The organism is Candidatus Nitrotoga sp. BS, from assembly GCF_927797785.1.
GTDB lineage: Bacteria > Pseudomonadota > Gammaproteobacteria > Burkholderiales > Gallionellaceae > Nitrotoga.
Genome location: NZ_CAKMLL010000070.1, coordinates 1 through 16,997 on the forward strand (window position 1 = coordinate 1; position 16,997 = coordinate 16,997).

Annotated in this window: 16 protein-coding genes and 1 pseudogene; 7 read left to right on the plus strand and 10 right to left on the minus strand. The window is 46.5% G+C overall.

Going from position 1 to position 16,997, the window contains the following annotated elements:
- Positions 1-311 precede the first annotated feature (311 nt).
- Together MJ769_RS09020 and MJ769_RS09025 are read left to right on the plus strand one after the other, a co-directional pair.
- A complete protein-coding gene (locus MJ769_RS09020; protein WP_239236535.1) occupies positions 312-2,399 on the plus strand; it encodes an AAA family ATPase in 2,088 nt (695 codons plus the stop codon).
- 558 nt (positions 2,400-2,957) lie between these two features.
- The gene (locus tag MJ769_RS09025) at positions 2,958-3,404 is read left to right on the plus strand and encodes a type I CRISPR-associated protein Cas7 (protein ID WP_239236537.1); all 447 of its coding nucleotides are present in this window, start codon (positions 2,958-2,960) and stop codon (positions 3,402-3,404) included.
- Between the two features lie 106 nt (positions 3,405-3,510).
- On the opposite strand, the gene MJ769_RS09030 is transcribed toward MJ769_RS09025, so the two are convergent.
- Entirely contained in the window at positions 3,511-3,753 is a 243-nt protein-coding gene (locus MJ769_RS09030) for a hypothetical protein (protein WP_239236538.1), read from the minus strand.
- The gene (locus tag MJ769_RS09035; protein WP_239236540.1) at positions 3,754-4,002 is read right to left on the minus strand and encodes an addiction module protein; all 249 of its coding nucleotides are present in this window, start codon (positions 4,000-4,002) and stop codon (positions 3,754-3,756) included.
- Positions 4,003-4,275: 273 nt separating this feature from the next.
- Between MJ769_RS09035 and MJ769_RS09040 the strand changes: the two genes are divergently transcribed.
- Complete coding sequence (locus MJ769_RS09040; RefSeq protein WP_239236541.1) at positions 4,276-4,995, plus strand: glutathione S-transferase; 720 nt, start codon at positions 4,276-4,278, stop codon at positions 4,993-4,995.
- A gap of 7 nt (positions 4,996-5,002) precedes the next feature.
- On the opposite strand, the gene MJ769_RS09045 is transcribed toward MJ769_RS09040, so the two are convergent.
- The 4 genes from MJ769_RS09045 to MJ769_RS09060 form a co-directional block, all read right to left on the minus strand.
- Positions 5,003-5,470, minus strand: a complete 468-nt coding sequence (locus tag MJ769_RS09045) for a hypothetical protein (protein WP_239236543.1) — start codon at positions 5,468-5,470, stop codon at positions 5,003-5,005.
- A 255-nt stretch (positions 5,471-5,725) separates the two neighbouring features.
- Positions 5,726-5,929, minus strand: a complete 204-nt coding sequence (locus tag MJ769_RS09050; protein WP_239236545.1) for a hypothetical protein — start codon at positions 5,927-5,929, stop codon at positions 5,726-5,728.
- A gap of 22 nt (positions 5,930-5,951) precedes the next feature.
- Complete coding sequence (locus tag MJ769_RS09055; protein WP_239236546.1) at positions 5,952-6,749, minus strand: PEP-CTERM sorting domain-containing protein; 798 nt, start codon at positions 6,747-6,749, stop codon at positions 5,952-5,954.
- Between the two features lie 802 nt (positions 6,750-7,551).
- Positions 7,552-9,504, minus strand: a complete 1,953-nt coding sequence (locus MJ769_RS09060; RefSeq protein ID WP_239236553.1) for an AsmA family protein — start codon at positions 9,502-9,504, stop codon at positions 7,552-7,554.
- 540 nt (positions 9,505-10,044) lie between these two features.
- On the opposite strand from MJ769_RS09060, the pseudogene MJ769_RS09065 reads away from it, so the two are divergent.
- Positions 10,045-10,263, plus strand: a pseudogene (locus MJ769_RS09065) (IS110 family transposase); the annotation flags it as partial.
- Between the two features lie 51 nt (positions 10,264-10,314).
- On the opposite strand, the gene MJ769_RS09070 reads toward MJ769_RS09065, so the two are convergent.
- Positions 10,315-10,458, minus strand: a complete 144-nt coding sequence (locus MJ769_RS09070; RefSeq protein WP_239236676.1) for a YebC/PmpR family DNA-binding transcriptional regulator — start codon at positions 10,456-10,458, stop codon at positions 10,315-10,317.
- On the opposite strand from MJ769_RS09070, the gene MJ769_RS09075 reads away from it, so the two are divergent.
- Together MJ769_RS09075 and ltrA are read left to right on the plus strand one after the other, a co-directional pair.
- Complete coding sequence (locus MJ769_RS09075; protein WP_239236555.1) at positions 10,432-10,800, plus strand: group II intron maturase-specific domain-containing protein; 369 nt, start codon at positions 10,432-10,434, stop codon at positions 10,798-10,800. The genes MJ769_RS09070 and MJ769_RS09075 overlap by 27 nt on opposite strands.
- A 780-nt stretch (positions 10,801-11,580) precedes the next feature.
- Positions 11,581-12,636 carry a group II intron reverse transcriptase/maturase gene (gene ltrA, locus MJ769_RS09080; RefSeq protein ID WP_256445709.1) on the plus strand — a complete coding sequence of 352 codons (1,056 nt, stop codon included), beginning with the start codon at positions 11,581-11,583 and terminating at the stop codon, positions 12,634-12,636.
- A gap of 497 nt (positions 12,637-13,133) precedes the next feature.
- On the opposite strand, the gene MJ769_RS09085 is transcribed toward ltrA, so the two are convergent.
- Entirely contained in the window at positions 13,134-13,619 is a 486-nt protein-coding gene (locus MJ769_RS09085; RefSeq protein ID WP_239236557.1) for a Crp/Fnr family transcriptional regulator, read from the minus strand.
- A 636-nt stretch (positions 13,620-14,255) separates the two neighbouring features.
- Between MJ769_RS09085 and MJ769_RS09090 the strand changes: the two genes are divergently transcribed.
- Positions 14,256-14,372, plus strand: a complete 117-nt coding sequence (locus MJ769_RS09090) for a chaperone modulator CbpM (protein WP_256445707.1) — start codon at positions 14,256-14,258, stop codon at positions 14,370-14,372.
- Positions 14,373-14,615: 243 nt separating this feature from the next.
- Here the strand turns inward: MJ769_RS09090 and MJ769_RS09095 are convergent, their stop codons facing one another.
- Positions 14,616-15,431: a PEP-CTERM sorting domain-containing protein gene (locus MJ769_RS09095; RefSeq protein ID WP_239236561.1), complete on the minus strand. Its 816-nt coding sequence runs from the start codon at positions 15,429-15,431 to the stop codon at positions 14,616-14,618.
- Positions 15,432-15,895: 464 nt separating this feature from the next.
- Positions 15,896-16,576 (minus strand): DsbA family protein, encoded by a 681-nt coding sequence (locus MJ769_RS09100; RefSeq protein WP_239236563.1) that lies wholly within the window; start codon positions 16,574-16,576, stop codon positions 15,896-15,898.
- Positions 16,577-16,997 lie beyond the last annotated feature (421 nt).

Sequence of the window (16,997 nt, forward strand, 5' to 3'; positions counted from 1 at the left end):
TGTTAAATTGTTAAATTGTTAAATTGTTAAATTGTTAAATTGTTAAATTGTTAAAGTAATATCTTTAATGAAACGTCTAATCCTGACGATCTTATCTAGCACTAACTTATGCGAAAGGGCCTTGGCATATTGTTACTATAGTAAAGACACGTTATATATGTTATACCAATTTGTTTTAATTAGAGTTATTCGTAAATGCAGTACGTTAAAATGAAGTCCTGTCACGACTGGAAATCAGCGGGAGTAAATCTGTCTGCGCACTATGCGCCGATACCTTCAGTTAAGAAATAGTCAAATTTACAGAGGTAAATATGAAGTTAAAGCGTTATCAGGTTTTCAATTTTCGGTCGGTCAAGGAAAGTGGTTGGATTGACTCTGACGGAGTCACAGCATTAATCGGCGTTAACGAGTCCGGAAAGACTAATTTGCTTCTCCCTCTCTGGAAACTAAATCCCGCGCGCGAAGGCGAAATCCAGCCAACGTCTGACTTTCCAAAACGGATGTTTGGCGAAATCCGTGAAAATCCAGCGGAATATTGCTTTATCACCGCTGAATTTGAGGTAAACGAACTGGCGAATGATCTGTCTGCAATAACCAATGCGCCACGGGATCAGGTTAGTCTAATTCACGTAACACGATACTTCGACAGTCATTATGAGATCACCTTTCCCAACCACAGAACAAAACGATCAATTTCATTTGATGAAGTGAAAATAACCATTTCGGACCTTAAGCAAGCTATTGACCAGATTGAGCCTTTTAAGCAGGAAGATTCTCTTAAAACGTTAGTCATTCAAGCCGCGAGCAAAATGGCCACTGATTTGCAGAAGAGCGGATGGGTTGATGAGCATGTTGCGAATGCCATTGAAACTTTGAAAAAACTGCTTCCTGAAAATCCCGCAAAAACCTCAACACTCGTTCCTCGCGTCAGTCAGACTTTAGAGCTGATGGAATCATGGCTGTCAGAGATTAGATCCCCAGCCCCTCAGGAGGATCCTAGAGTAGAGGATTTAGTGCTCGCGGCGTTACCTAAGTTTGTCTACTATTCAAATTACGGGAATCTGGATTCAGAAATATATCTGCCTCATGTTGTTGAAAACCTGAAAAGGGAAGATCTCGGCGCAAAAGAATCTGCAAAGGCTCGTACATTACGCGTACTGTTCAACTTTGTTCGACTTCAACCTGAAGAAATTTTAGAGTTAGGTCAAGATTTTCAAGATCAAAGTCGTTCACCCACAACAGCGGAAGTAGCGATCATTACGGAGAAGAAGCGCGAGCGATCGATTCTTTTGCAGTCTGCGGGAACAACACTAACTGAAAGTTTTAAGGACTGGTGGAAGCAAGGCGATTATCGATTCAGATTTGAAGCGGACGGTAATCACTTTCGAATTTGGGTCTCCGACCATCGTCGGCCCGAAGAAGTTGAATTGGAGAGTCGCAGCACTGGGCTTCAATGGTTCTTGAGCTTCTATTTAGTTTTTCTAGTGGAGAGTCAGCGTGACCATCAAGGCGCTATTCTCCTGCTCGATGAACCTGGATTGTCGCTTCATCCTTTGGCGCAGCGGGATCTGTCGGCGTTCTTTGATGGACTTGTTCAGAGTAATCAAATCATCTACACGACCCATTCGCCGTTCCTTGTTGATGCGGATCGATTAGATCGTGTGCGAAAGGTTTTTGTGGCGGAAGACGGTACTACAAAATCCTCGTCGAACTTACGCCAGTCCGGCTCAGATGTAGCACAAGCTGGCGCAGCTTACGCTGTTTATTCCGCACTAAATTTGAGCGTTACTGAGAGCCTTTTGCTTGGGTGTACGCCCGTAGTTGTTGAAGGTCAGTCGGACCAGCACTACCTCACCTTGATTAAAGCCTTACTCATCGGCGCCGGGAAAATTTCACCATGTCGAGAGCTGGTTTTTCCACCGGCGGGCGGTACAAAAACTCTAAGAATGACTGCGGCCATTCTCACGGGACGCGACGAAAGGTTGCCAGTGGTGCTTTTGGATGGTGATGAAATGGGGGCTCGTATGGCTAAGGAGTTGACCACAAGCTTGTACGATTCCGAAAGAGAAAAAGTTCTTTCGACGGACAGCTACGCAGGATTTAAGGGGTCCGAACTTGAGGATCTCATTCCTTTGAATCGATTTAGCGAGGCCATAGACCGGATTTTTCGCGAGCCGGAACGCTCATTTTCCGAAGTTGCGAAACCGGGATTACCCATTATTCCTCAAGTGGAAGATTGGGCGAAAAACGAATCGGTTGATCTTCCTAAGGGCTGGAAGGTTGATGTAGCAAGACGGGTTAAAACTGCAACACTAATGCGCGGCATCCAAGACGTTGAGGAGAAATTGGTCAACAAATGGGTTCAAATGTTCGAGACGTTTGATCAGAGACCAGACTAAGGCTTTCTCCATTGTTCTCTATCGGATAGCCAGATTCAATTATGAAATGTGTCATGGTCTAATTGCGCTGAGTAAATGGGTAAATTGGGGCCAGACTCGAATGCCACTATGTTAAGCCTTTTTAACAAGGTTAGACTATAACCCGCGTAAGGCGCAATGCGCTTTGCTTATTGACGCCCTACATTGTTGAAATGACGTAGGGCGCAATAACCAACGGGCATTGCGCCGGATGCTAATCATCGCATTTCACCTCATCTTCATTACCACCCGCCCAATTCTTCTGGTAGATTCCCTTTTCGACCTGTTGATGAAAAGTTGAATAAGGCCAATTCGCAACACATTTGACCAAGCCGTGCTTCACCGGGTTGATATGCACGTAATCCATATTCGCCCGATAATCTCGCTCATTCCGAATCAGGTTTTCCCAATATCGCCATTACCATATTCCCCGTTCGCCGCGTTAAGCGCACAAGGTGGATATACTTTCGGTTGGTGGAATCGCCTTGGAGAAATTAATTTTGAAGCATAGGGTCATGAAACAGTAAATTTGAAAAAATAATGGGTCAAGTTGCTTCATTAATAAATTTACAGACCTCTTTTTCTTCATTCGTCAATTCGATATCCCTGCTTATATTTACTGATCAAGCGACTTGCCCCGTCACGCGTTACTATTATTATGGCCTTTATGCCGCCCACGGCTTTGTGTCCTCCTTCCTCGCCAAGCAAACCGACTTCGATGGAAACGATCTGGAATTGCTCTGGCAGGCACTGGGGCAGATGTTCGAACATGACCGTTCCGCTGCCAGAGGCGAAATGACAACGCGCGGGCTGTATGTCTTCAAGCATGAAAGCGAATTGGGCAACGCCCCAGCGCACAAGTTGTTCGAGTTGATTCAGGCGAAGAAAAACACTGATGAACCTGCGCGCGACTTTGCCGATTACACCGTTTTAGTGAAAGAAGCTGCTATACCTGCGGGAGTCACGTTGCAGCGGAAAGTCGGCTGATTGCAATTGTCGTGAGGTTGTGCACGATCATGGTCAAAGATAATGCCGGAATCTCAACGTCGACCAAGCCAATACCCGGGTCGGCGGCTTTGATGAGCAATTGCGATCACTCTGACGGATGCGCTTTGAATTCGAAAAGCCAATGTGTATGGGAACGCTTGAAATACAGACGAACCGTTCCATGCAGTCCAGCATTGCCAACACCGGGTTGCTCGGCGGCCAGACAGACGACGCGCTGCAATTCTTGGGTGAAAGTGCGGCTGGGTGATGATCCGCCATTATCTCGATACCCACGGGTCGCTTCTTCTGCTTCAGCGAGCGCCTCTGAATTGAACGAGACGTGCATCAATCAGCGAGCGCTATCAATAATGGCGTCGAGCCGGGCGAAAACTTTTTCTGCTGGAATCCAGACCGTTTTTCCAGCTTCCATGTCTGCCACACGGCGGGCGATTTCTTCGTCCCATGCTTTGGCGATGGCTTCGGGTGAGTCTTCTGCTTCGCCTTCCAGGCTGACGATTAGGCGGTGGATCAATTCGCCTCGCTCCTTGGGCGTTAGACTTAATGCTTGGTCTGCAATTTCTTTCAATATCGCTGCCATGATGCCGTCCTTAAATTCAAATGCTATGCAGTGTATTAGGGTCAGTGTATTAGGGTCAGACTCGAATTCCACTAAGTTAAGCCTTTTAGCAAAGTTAGACTATTGTGAAATCCACGCCAATAATTTCTTAACTTATTGTTTTAGCTATGCTGATACTAATAAATCTGTCCCGATGGTTTTTTACAATATCGTTCTTGTGAGATTAAATGAGTGTAAGTCATCGTAGGCTCCTGATTTTAAATTTTGGTGATTTAAATTTATCAGATTCTTACGATGCTTTCCTCTTTTCTGAAGCTGTTGTTCTTAAAACTTGAATTTACCCAATTTGTAAATCTAACTATGGTTGTTCAAACAAACTTGCCGATTCTTTATAGTTTCAGAAGATGCCCCTACGCAATTCGGGCGCGGCTAGCAATTGAGGCCAGTGGGGTTATGGTTGAGCTGCGAGAAATCTTGCTTAGGGACAAGCCTGTTCAAATGACATCTATTTCAGAGAAAGCAACGGTACCTGTTTTGGTTTTGCCAGACGGGAAGTTCCTTGATGAAAGCCTCGATATCATATATTGGGCTCTGGAGCAGAATGATCCACAAAATTTGCTCTTAATTGAGCGCCAACAAGATATCAGCCAGTTGATATTAAAGAATGATTCTCAATTCAAACTGAAACTCGATAAATATAAATATGCTGTGAGGTCTCCTGAAAAAAGTGTGCAAGAGCACCGTGCCGAGTGCGAGTTTTTTCTCATGGAGCTCGAAGAAAGATTGATGTCTAATAGCTACTTGTTGGGTGCTCAATTAAGTGTTGCTGACATCGCGATTTTTCCTTTTATCAGGCAGTTCGCATCGGTAGATACTAATTGGTTCGACGCTTCGCAATTCGTTTTCTTGAGAAGTTGGTTAAGAAGCTGTGTCGAGAGTTCGGCATTTGAACGTATTATGAAAAAATATATACCCTGGAAACAGGGTTTAGATAAAGTAATTGTGTATCTATAGGTAAAGGCTAGAAAGCTTGAGTGAACCTGCGTAAGGCGGTACATTGTGGAAATGACGTAACCCGCGTAAGGCGCAATGCGCTTTTCTTATCTTGATTAGTTACATGCCTCAGCTGGGTACAATTTTTTACTTCTAGGCTCATGTGGTGAGCTACTGAGGGGGTAATAATAGGCGCATCTATCCAAGGAGATGCGTCATGGAATGAATCGAGTTCTGTTTCAAAAGGGTCTGTCGATGTCTGAGTTTCTGAAGCAGTACGGTAGATTGGGCTGAATGAAATAAAACCCAACATCTCACCGCTCATCATAACCATCACCAGAATAGCAAACGGATGTGCGTCTTTCACCGTTTTCATGGCTGCACGCAACTCATTGATAATGCTGCACCAATAAATCGAAACGTTGTTCAGCCAGATTAGCAGTAAAAAAGTTTGTGCCTCCCGCTGCATCGGCACGTCGATAACGTATGTATTCATCCCCCATTCGATGTTGGACTTCATTACATTCAGCCAAACCTATCGCGCTGAGAATGCAACATTCGTGCGACGTATTACGTTTCTGGCCAAGTAGTTAGTTCGAATACAAAAGGATATTGACGCGCATATCGACAAGCATTCAGATCTTCAGAAAGATAGGGCATTGCTACAGAGTATTACAGCAATTGGCCTACAGATGGGGAGTAATATACTCATCTGTGATGCACAGCCATGATTATGCGTTTGGCTGAACAGTTAGCGGCATATCTGGATTCGTTCCAGTGGATCGACAGTCGGATAGTTGGGTAATGGGACGCGCGCTACAACCCACGTGTCAAAGCTGTTTATGAATGCCTGCTTGCCCGAGGTAAGTCCAAGATGGCCTTCCTCGGTGCCGCAATGCGTAAGCGGGTACATTTGTTCTTTGGCGTACTTTAAACTGAGCAGCCATATCAACACGATTATCTGAAAAAACTTGATGTTAAAGACGATATTTACTGGCCTTTCGCCTGCTAAATCCAAGTCCAGTTAGGCCGAGCCCGAGAAGGGCAAGGGTGCCGGGTTCGGGAACAGTGGTAAGGGGAAATTTTAAAGCTGTGAACACAACCATGTCTTGCGTATTGTTAACAGTGCCGTCATTCAAGTACGTGAGGCTGTAGTTCCCAGTATAGATTGTTGAATTCAAGTTCTGCAGCCACGTGTCGGCCAGGACTCCATAGGTCGAAGTCGCTGTACCGCTGTCTACCTTGAAACCCGAGTTCCCCGTGTTGATGCGATAGAACCCGCTTTCAGTCTCCCCGTAAGTGATCGCCCATACGGCCAATTGAAAGGCCGCTGACTCTTCTTTAGTGTCAACAATGCTATACACTTGATTGGCCAATTGCCCCAATTGGCTCACTCTCGTTGCTCCATCTGGAGTCCCAGGACGCAAAGTACTTAATGAAGCTGCAAGATCAGCTCCAGTACCCACTGTATAGGTAACGCTGCCACCGATCAGCCAATGGTAAATGTCAACGCACCATGTATTGAATTGGCCAGTGGCGGAGAAGTCATATGTAAGATTTGTCGTCGAAAAACTGTCACCGCCAATTCCAACACCGACCAAATTCGTACCGGAGGATGGATTGGGAGCGATTTGACCGTTGTAATAGCCCACGCCTCCGCTGCCGAAGTTAGCTGAATTTGCATAGGTGACATCAATCGTTCCCGCCAAAGCTGAGTGACTCCCCATCACAACACTGATTAAGCTGATTACCGCTGGGATTTGTTTATATTTCATAATTATTCTCCTCAAAAATTTATTGTACCCAATCAACTTAAGCATATATCGTGCCATAATATTTATATAAATTAATTCAAGTAGTTATATTATTGATAATCAATTTTTAACCAGCGATGTAAAACTTTCCGACAAATTCAACTGCCAACTGACTTACCTTAAACCATATCCCTTTGGTACAGCGCGGAAGGTTGGTCTGAATGAAATGAAGCCCAACATTTCACTCACACTTGGCCTGGTGGCAGACACGATTGTGAATTTTTTCAGTCGCAGCGAGAACCAAGTCTTATCAATGGATCAATCATTTGTCTGAGCAAGATTGTTCATGCTGAGTAACCATCCCGTTGCAATATCGCCCGTAAGGTTCTACTGTTTGGGTAGACTAATAATTGGAAATAATTGGGGTCAGAGTAGAATGCCACTAAGATAAGCCTTTTTAGCAAGGTTAAACCATTTTGAAATCTGCACTAATACTGGCTTAAGTTATTGTTTTAGAAATGCTGAAGCTCCTTAGCTTATTGTTTAGCTATGCTGAAGTCCCTTAACTTAGTGGCATTCGGGTCAGAGTACGATAATTGGGGTCAGAGTAATATTAATTATGCCAAGAAAGGCAGGGCGACCACAAAGTAAAGTAGACATTACCAATCAATACTACTCTGACCCTAATTATTTCCTACATGACGATTCAATTTTTATAGCAAGGTCGGCACCTTCCTCGCGAGTTGCCTAACCGTAACAGTTTGTAAATAGGGTTGTCGGGTGGGTACCTCGCGGGAAACAAGCGAATTGTGTGGCAGTATGATTACCCGTTTTTTTTGATTTTTTCCCGCATCATCGTCACCGCTGCCTTGCAGCCGTCGCCACGATCGGTCTCACCGAAATCGACAAGTGCTAATATGGCGGCAGCCGGCGTAATGGCCGCTAGGGCAAGGCCTCCCAGGATCTTCATGGCAATAGGCGCGGCATCGATAGCCACTGAAGGATCGGCAAATTGACCGCTGATCGTGATGGGAGAACGCAGACTTACGGGACTCCAGTCTTTGGGCGCAGGCACTAGACGTAGATCCAGCTTCTCACTGTCGAGTGCCACAGATCCGGTCATAAAGAAAAGAGTGTCGGTCGTGTCGAGCAAGAATAGTTTAGATTTAACCTGCCCCTTGTGGATCGGAAGATCAATCATGGCACAATTAAGCGGTAGAGGCTTTTTGGCGCTGATGGCCACACCGATCGCCTGAGCCAGGTCCAGGCCACCCAACTCCATCACTAGGTGTGACAATGTTCCATGGCGGATCTGGCCATGAAGCTGACCATCCAGCGTGCCCAGGATGGCTGCAACAGAGCGCCCGGTACCTGTAACGCGGACATTGCCTGTAAATCGTCCCGAGATCATGTCCTCGCCATTGATCTTGTCACCGTTCACCCATTGCGCCAGATCGACATTTTTTAGCCTGAGATCCGCTTCGAAGATAGGTTTAGCGTTGTTTGTTTCGGCATCCAGTTTAAACATGCCGGCCAGGCTGCCCTTAGCAATCGTAGCCTCAATGTCGTTGAGCGCCAAGCGACCGTCTTTTAGCACCAACTGCGTCGCCAGAGCTTGCAGAGGAAGCAACGCATTAGTACCCAGATCAAGTTTGTCAATATCGAGTCTGATATCGGCGTCCATTGCGTGTAATGAGGGAATGTCAAATTCTTTAGCAGGCAGGACGCGCCCTCCTGGTGTACTTGGTTTCCGCTTGCCTTTTTTCGGTTCAGGTTTAGCGCCGACAGATGGCGCCAAGTCTTGCAACACTAGTTTTTTGGCATTGATATTCCCACTGAGCATTGGCGGTTCGGGCTGTACATCAAACTTCAGGTTGGCGGAAAGGTCGCTATGACCAATTTTTACCGTCTCTAGCTTGAGGGTAACTACCTGTCCTTCCCGCGTGATGTCGCCCTCCAATAGGTAGGGCGGCGTCGCTGGCAAAGTGACGCCGGGAATAGCCGTCATTACGCCCAGGCTTGGACCTTCAGCCCGCACCTGGCCTTTGATGCCATCGGCCGCGAACAGATTTTCAACGCTGCCAGTGAAAAAAAACTTAGTTTCACCGAGGGAACTTTTGACGCGAAAGAGCTTGGTTGAATCGCCGGCATCGGTACTGAGAATATTTGACGCTTCAATCTCTGCGGTTACCGGATCGTTGCGTAAACTCCCATCCGCGATAATGGATAATACTTTGCCGTCGGATGATTCACTTGTATGTGCGACGATATTGAGACGTAGATCATTCACATTGTCACCGAGTACGATCTTAATCAGTCCGAGTTCGACCTTTTTGACAACCGGCAGCGGAAGTGATTTGTCCACTTCGTTGGGCGCTGCTTCCTTGTAGTCTGTGAACTGCCAGGTGGCCTTGTCGAGGCTGGACCTGATCAGCCGTACTTCACCTTTATCAATAGCGACAAGTGGCAGCGAGACCGGGCCACCAAACAGACTTTTCCATGCTGCCCTTATTTCGAATGTTTTCAGGCTCAGAAATGGCTTTTCTCCAGCCCATTCTGGCGCAGCAATCGACAAGCCCCCAGCACTTATCTGGATAGTCGATCGAAAGTGCAATCGAAACGGAGGGTCGATTTGAACCTCACGGTTCAGGGCGGAGCTTGCAAACGTGGCTATCGGGGATCGCAAATATCGCCACCCCAGCAGTTCACTGACAACCACACCAACCAGCAACAACAATATCAGCACGAACAAGCTTGAGCGAAAGTTACGTGACACGATTTTCTCCCGGGGTATTAGGAAAAACAATGTACCTTTTCCATGAGCATTGAGTATAGGACATGACGTCATGTCACTCTTAAAAGCTTTACTCGGATTACATTAACTTGGCTAACCCTTAAATATTAAGAATAACAAAGCATTTTGGACAGGGTCTGTGCGCGATCGCGCTTAGTCGATTATAAATATCGGAGCCGTTATCAGTTCTTGGAGTCAAATCAGTACCGCGGCCACAAAATTCATATCGTATATCGACTGATGCAGATAATATTTCGCTATAACTCTAAAGGGCGCCTCTAAAAATTCAATTTTCTAGACAAGACAAGACGCGAGTAAAAAATTTGAGCGCGGCATATGGTTGATATGTAAGCGATAATTTTTTTCGAGTAACGCAGTATTGTGACGAAAATTGGATTTTTAGAGGTGCCCTAAAATGTAGTGGTCTAATAGAAACGTACACCTCGATAGGATCATTATTCAGCTAGAGAGACAAGTCCAAGGAACAAGCAACGCACGCATTACGAAGCCGCATTTAAATTAAAGGCCGGCTCCGCCAGAATATGTGCCGTGTTATATATGGCTGCCGTCGCAGGAACACGCTACAACCCACACGTCAAAGCTGTTTATGACCGCCTGCTTGCCCGAGGCAAGTCAAAGACGTCCTCCCTCGGTGCCGCAATGCGCAAGCTGGTGCATTTATGCTTTGGCGTACTCAAAACTCAACAGCCATATCAACACAATTATCTGAAAAATGTTTGACTTTAAAGACGGTATCTACTCGCTAGCCAGCCATTCATAAAAGCCAGCTACTTATCCCGCCAATCCCGCATAAACATTCTGCACATCGTCATCCGCATCGACCGCTTCCAGGAACGCTTCCACTTTTTCGCGCTCGGCGACAACTAGCCTGACACAGGGGGTAAAGGGTTGAAGACGGGCAAAAGCTATCCGCATGTCTGCCCGTCAGCTAAATCTCTTGTAAAAATCAAAGAGCGTATAACGCAACTGACTGCACGGGAACGAGCGCCGATACTGCTGGAAAATATAGTTGGGAGCATGAATGCCAGCCTTCGCGGGTGGTCGAACTACTTCCACTACCGTAATTCCAATGGTGTGCTGGAGAAGATGAAGACGCATGCGGAAGAACGTTTGCGAAAGCATCTGATGAAACGGCACAAGGTCAAAGATCGAGGGATCGGCCTTGGCCGTTTCCCGAGCCAGCAGCTTTATACGAAATATGGGCTATACAAGGTTCCAACAACGGCAGGCTGGAAATCGGCGCATGCCTCGGTGTGAAGAACATCGGAAAGCCGTATGCGTTAGTAGCGCACGTACGGTTGTGCGTCCAGCGAAGGCTGGCGTGTTCAGCAGGAGATAGACCTGCCGGGGAAAGAGTCAGAAACCCCGTAGCTTGGATAGCAGGGTAGCGGGTAACCAAAACTCTGAAGCCTATCGACAAAGCTTTCCTTGGGGAAGCGCGAGTCACTGGGCCGTAACGAAAGTGAACGCAGAACTAGCCTCGAAAATGCTAATTCCAAAGGCCGAACCTCTAACCGTAAGGTGAAGGCAGCATGGGTAGACGAAATCTGACCGATACGACTATTTCACTTTGGCGGGGTTAAAGCGACAGCACGGAGACAAAGGACATGCTAAGCAACTGGAGAAACCCTACTCGCCCCGACGCGAAATCGCTGGAGCAAGGTAGACCTTATAACCGGTAAATCCGGGAAATGGGTTGAAGGCGGGAGGGAGGCGGACGGGTTAGTAGTAGCGATAAAGCGGAGTAATGTCCGTGGAGCGAAGGTACCCTGCTGCATTGTAATTTCTCTGACACAAGAAAGGCAGGGACGAAATGATAAAAACGTCCGTTAGTTTGCAAGATCTGAGAAGGAGAATATACGTCAAGGCGAAGGCAGAACCGTCATGGCGTTTTTGGGGGCTGTACGTTCACGTCTGCAAGATGGAAACACTGGTCATGGCGTATGAGATGGCTCGGAAAAATGACGGGGCACCGGGAATAGACGGGGTCACGTTCGAGGACATTGAGGCGTTGGGGGTGGCGACATTTTCGGGCAGATACAAGACGAACTTACAGAGAGAACCTACGTACCGTTACCGGCGCGCAAGCAGGAAATATCGAAGGGAGATGGAAAGTTCAGAACCCTGTCGATACCGGCTATACGTGATCGGGTGGTGGCAGGTGCGCTCAAGCTGATATTGGAACCAGTCTTCGAGGCTGATTTCCAGGAAGGGTCATTTGGCTACCGACCCAAACGGACAGCGCATGAAGCGGTGAACCGGGTAGCAAAAGCAATTGCTCAGTACAAGACACGCGTGATTGACTTTGATCTGCGCGCCTATTTTGATACGGTTCGGCATGAACTGCTATTGAAGAAAGTGGCGCTACGCATCGATGACTGTGACGTGATGCACTTGTTGAAAGTGATGCTGAAAGCTTCCGGCAAACAAGGCGTACCGCAAGGTGGTGTGATTTCACCGTTACTCAGCAATATTTACCTCAACGAGGTAGATAAAATGTTGGAACGGGCAAAGGAAGTTACACGCAACAGCAAGTACACCTATGTTGAGTATGCAAGATTCGCAGACGATCTGGTTATATTGATCGATGCGCATCCGCGCAATGCATGGCTAGTGAAGGCGGTAGAAAAGCGACTACGAGAGGAATTCGCCAAGCTACAGGTTGAAGTGAATGAAGAGAAAAGCAGCATGGTGGACTTGAGTCGCGGGGAAAGTTTCGGATTCCTCGGATTTGACTTTCGACGCATCCGCAGCAAAAAAGGGGTGTGGCGACCACACTATGCACCGAAGCTGAAAAAGCGGACGGGGCTATTGGAGAAACTCAGGGAGGTGTTCCGCAGACATCAGTCGCAACCGGTTGATCGCGTAGTAGCATTGATCAACCCGATGATACGTGGTTGGGTGAACTACTTCGCAGTTGGGGACTCGGGCAAGTGCTTTAACTTTATCCAAGACTGGGTAGAAAAGAAGGTAAGGCGGCATATGATGCGATCCCGGAAACGCAAGGGCGCAGGCGTCAGCGGTGGAGTAGGCAATGGTTGTATGAGACGCTGGAGCTGTTTAAAGGCTACCGTATTTCAGGATCAAGGTTGAAAGCAACGCCAGCAGGATAGGTCACATAACCCTTGGGGTGAAACATGCAGGAGAGCGTAGTGCGGGAATTGGGGTTAGCAGGGCTTTTGCGAAGCAAAAACTCGCAAATCCGCCTGCTGCGTTCGACGTGGCGGGAGCTGGAAACGTGACGATTGTGCGCGCGCCTGTTCTCGACCCTACTGATGAGGGAGGGCAGGCGAGAACCTGTTCTCTACTCTACCTCATGGTGCTGCTGTTAACTGCTTGTTAAAGTAAATAAATAAAACCAGCTGCGCCGAGAAGCGGATACCCTGAAGTCGGCATCGCCCCATGCTCGCAATGTTTCGTCGAGCCGGATTATGAGATCAGATTGATCTTTCGTACTTGGCAGTGGCGCTGTAGCCGACAGATGAGTAAAAACTCACGTCTTGAGTGCCACCTGTAATTGTTGTCAAGGAAGATTAAAGAATCAAACGGAGCGGCTCAAGTCCATCCCTTAAATTCTGTTTATCCGCGTTTCAATAGCGTCCCTGTGTTTTGTTGATGTAATTGGAAAGCTGCTGGGTTTCCTGGTTCATTCGCATTAAGTTGGAGTGGGTAACCCTGAACAGTGCGCGCATCACTTTATAGGCTAGGCGAGGGTGGGCGTCCACCACTGTGTCAAAGTCCTCCGGGGTGAGCGTGTAGACCGTGGCATCGCCTACCGCACGCAGAGTCGCCTTGCGCGGCGTCTGGTCTACAAATGCGCGAGTACCGGCGCACTCGCCGGCAGTCATTGTGTATATCGAATTCTGCATGCCACTAATGTCGGCGCTGAAAACGGCAAGCTTGCCGGAGGCGAGAATAAAAAGTGACTGGACGGCTTCGCCCTCGCTGACGAGCAATTCGCCATCCTTTAACTGGCGTACACCCATTTTCTCCGCCAGAATCTTGGCTTCGTCTTCTGTGATTTCCGAACATACCGCTGATTTGCCGATTAGCTTGTAGTCTGCCTCATTTCTCATTTCAAGATGCTCCTTTTCTTCTATGCCGTCGAGTCAGTAATGTTGCACGGTTTTATTATAGCTTAAGGGCATCCTCATGGCGTGGTGACAGAAAAATGTCACTTTGCATGCTCGACATTCAAGACCGAGCCAACACTAGCAGCCTGTCGGACTTAAAGGAAATCGGCTGCAAATTGAGCTGAGCGGTGTATATTTCGCCGCTTTTTTGGGCAATAGAACAACTATTACCCTGCAAAATCGTCAAAATCTGCCCTCGCTCAGCTCAATTTTCGCTACGATTCTTTAAGTCCGACAGGCTGCTTGTCTGTAGTGGACCCTGTTTCCCGGACAGTGAATTAAGATGGTAGCCTGCTGTAAAAAGGAGCGGGTTGCGAGTGAATCGAACCGTAAGAATTTCAGTGGTAAATTTAAGGTCAAAGTGGCCATCGAAGGGATTCGTGGCATCAAAACGGTGAATGAGATTGGTCAGGAGTTTGGGGGAAGAATAGATAGAGTCAGAGTAATATTAATTACTCCAAGAAAGGCAGGGCGCCCACAAAATAAAATAGACCTTACCAATCAATACTACTCTGACCCCATTAATTCCTCTGACCTCATTAATTCTCATTAATTCTGACCCCATTAATTCGTAAGGCTTTGCGCTTGCAGCGCGATCTGGATATTGGTCTCGCCGGGGCGGTATTGGCGATGCAATTAATGGATGAGATCGAATTGCTGCGCACTCGTTTGCGGACGGTGGGTGGCGAGTACTGAGCGATTAATCGCTCGGCATCGGAATTTTTCCGCTGGAGTATTGTGTTTTGAGAAGTGTGAGTTAAAAAAATTGACTGCAATTACAAGCGGGTTATTCGATTTTTAAATTTTGGTGTTGTAATGATTGCAGACTCAAAAAGGTTTTGAGGTAGTTAAAATACATCTACCTCAAAACCAAACACATTGGAGTAAAGAACTACTACGCCAGATGTCTAAATTTAGAATAACTTGTTGATTAAGTAATTATATTTTGCGACGACGAGAAACTGCAAAACCTGCAAGACCCAAACCTAATAATGCCAGAGTTGCTGGTTCAGGCACGCCACTCACCGCGCTGACTGAAGCATTTGAGACCAGATAGCCTGGGGTGCCTGAGACATAATTTGATAGCGTATCGCCGAATACCCAGTTTACTCCGTAGGCCTTATTGGTAACCAACTCATCCGGTGCACCGGTCCCCAGACCAGCCCAGCCAGCAGTTAGCTGAGCAGGCGTAGGTGCCTGAATAACAAAGCTTGCGAGATCCGCGAAGGTGAGCCCGACGCCCGCATTCGGCAACCAACTTTTGTCAGTGACTTCAAAAATTTTTGCCACCTTGTCTGAGAGATCAGCAAAGCTCAAATCGTAACCATTGCTGTACAGCGGTTGAAAATTAACGTCTGAAGGTTCATTTGCTACTACTGCAAAGTTGCCAGCGCCATCAGTAATCCAGAAATTAAGATAGGGTGCCACTTGAGGTCCTGAACCAGCAGTGAACCGAGTCACGTCGTCTAGCCGTGTTATAGCGACACTTTGCAAACTTCCCAGCGTTTGCCCGTTAATGTCATTCGAACCTAAAGCAGCCTTTTGGCCAGCCACTGTGATTAAAAAATCTGTTTGACCAACAGCTGGATAACTTATCGTTGGCGTACCACGAATAATAAAGTCGACAAACCCAGCATGAGCCACAGTGGACATCAACAGACCTACAACAATGCTCATTGAACGAATCAAATTAATATTGATTACTAAAGAAGCCTTGGTTGCTGGCTCTGTTGCCTTCGAACTTATAGATCGCATTTCAACCTCCTAAAAAATTAAGGGTTATAGATAATTGGCACAATATGTTTGCCTTCAATCTAAATAACCTCGTTGGACTTAAAAGATAAAAATGCCACACGAAGTGCTAAATTGAAGCGTATTTAAAACAAGCATGAAATATGCCATAAATAGATGTGTTGGTTTATATATATGATTTAAAATGAATAAAAATAACTCGCTAAAATTATTTCATAATTGATGGCTTAAAATTTTCAGGAACTGTAAAGAAATTCGACATGGGTTACATAGGTGGGCAGTCTCTAATAAAACTATTCTTCAGATTGAATAACCAATCACAACCGCTTATTTTTTAATCGTGGATTTAGAATCGTAGGGATTAGATCTGCACACAATTTTTTCCCTTTCAGGTAATTGCGTTGATACGGCTGTTGATTTTTAAGTCGGGTACCTGGTTTTATTACTTCCAAATATTGATATAGACCCTAACCGGGCGCAAATTTGGCCAATGTTGTTTCTCGAATAATGCGTTTTATTTCATCCCGCATTGTCTGGTGGTTCATATAGTCGATGGGAATGGGATAGTTAGAATTATTATGCACAAGCCGCAGAGATGGATAGGAGGAAACACCGAGCTGTCGGGACTGGCGAATCTCGTGTTGCAGTAGATTATCTATTTTCGTACTGCTCAAATCTCTGGCAAATATTGCAATATCCAACCCTATCTCTTGCGCACATCCTTGCAGTGTTTCCGGTAAGGATGGATTCAATGCGTTTTGATAATAGGCTCTTTGAATAGCTCGCACCATTTCCGGTTCCGCATGTTGCTTTCTGGCTGCCAGAACTGCACGGCAAGCCGGATAGGTAGAACGGAAGGGCGTATTACGTGACCAGAAATCATAATTAAACGATACCCCTGGCACAGTCTGCTCAATCTGCTGCCAGATATGCTGAATTGTATGTTGCATACTTAGCAACATGGGTTCTGTCGTATCGGGCGCGAGTCCACCTGCCAAATATATAATCGCAATTTGCTCAGGCAATTCGGCTTGCAGCGCAGCCCAGCTCCGACTAAATGCATAGCACCAGCTGCACATCGGGTCGTGAATATAAAAAAGACGGGTTATGGAGGAAGCGGTACTACCTGTTTGGATAATTTGTTTCATTGCTTGAGTAGAAGTCTTACGGCTTGAGATGCGCGTGTCAAAAGTGAGTTTATCAGGTTAAATAGGGATAGCGCTCGTCCCTTGGGGCGATCGATTGATGGGTTTCGGTCCCCGCTTAGCATCGAATAGATTCCTGTCTGTTCCTTTAAAGTTAACGCCATTTTTTTTCAGTAGCGCATCATCAGAAATCTCCCTGTTAAACCGCCCAGATGGACCAAATGCGTCACGCTGCCATGCAAAAACGTCACGATTGCTTGAACAATCCGTAGAGTACCTTTTTCTGCGGAACTTCGTGAATTGTCCACTGATCTTAACTTGTAATTTTCTGCCCCGTTACGAGATTTTATATTCAGGCAGCATCCGCAGTTTCTATTAATAAATATTGCGCTTAACCGTATCCAAAAAAGATGTTCACAACAAT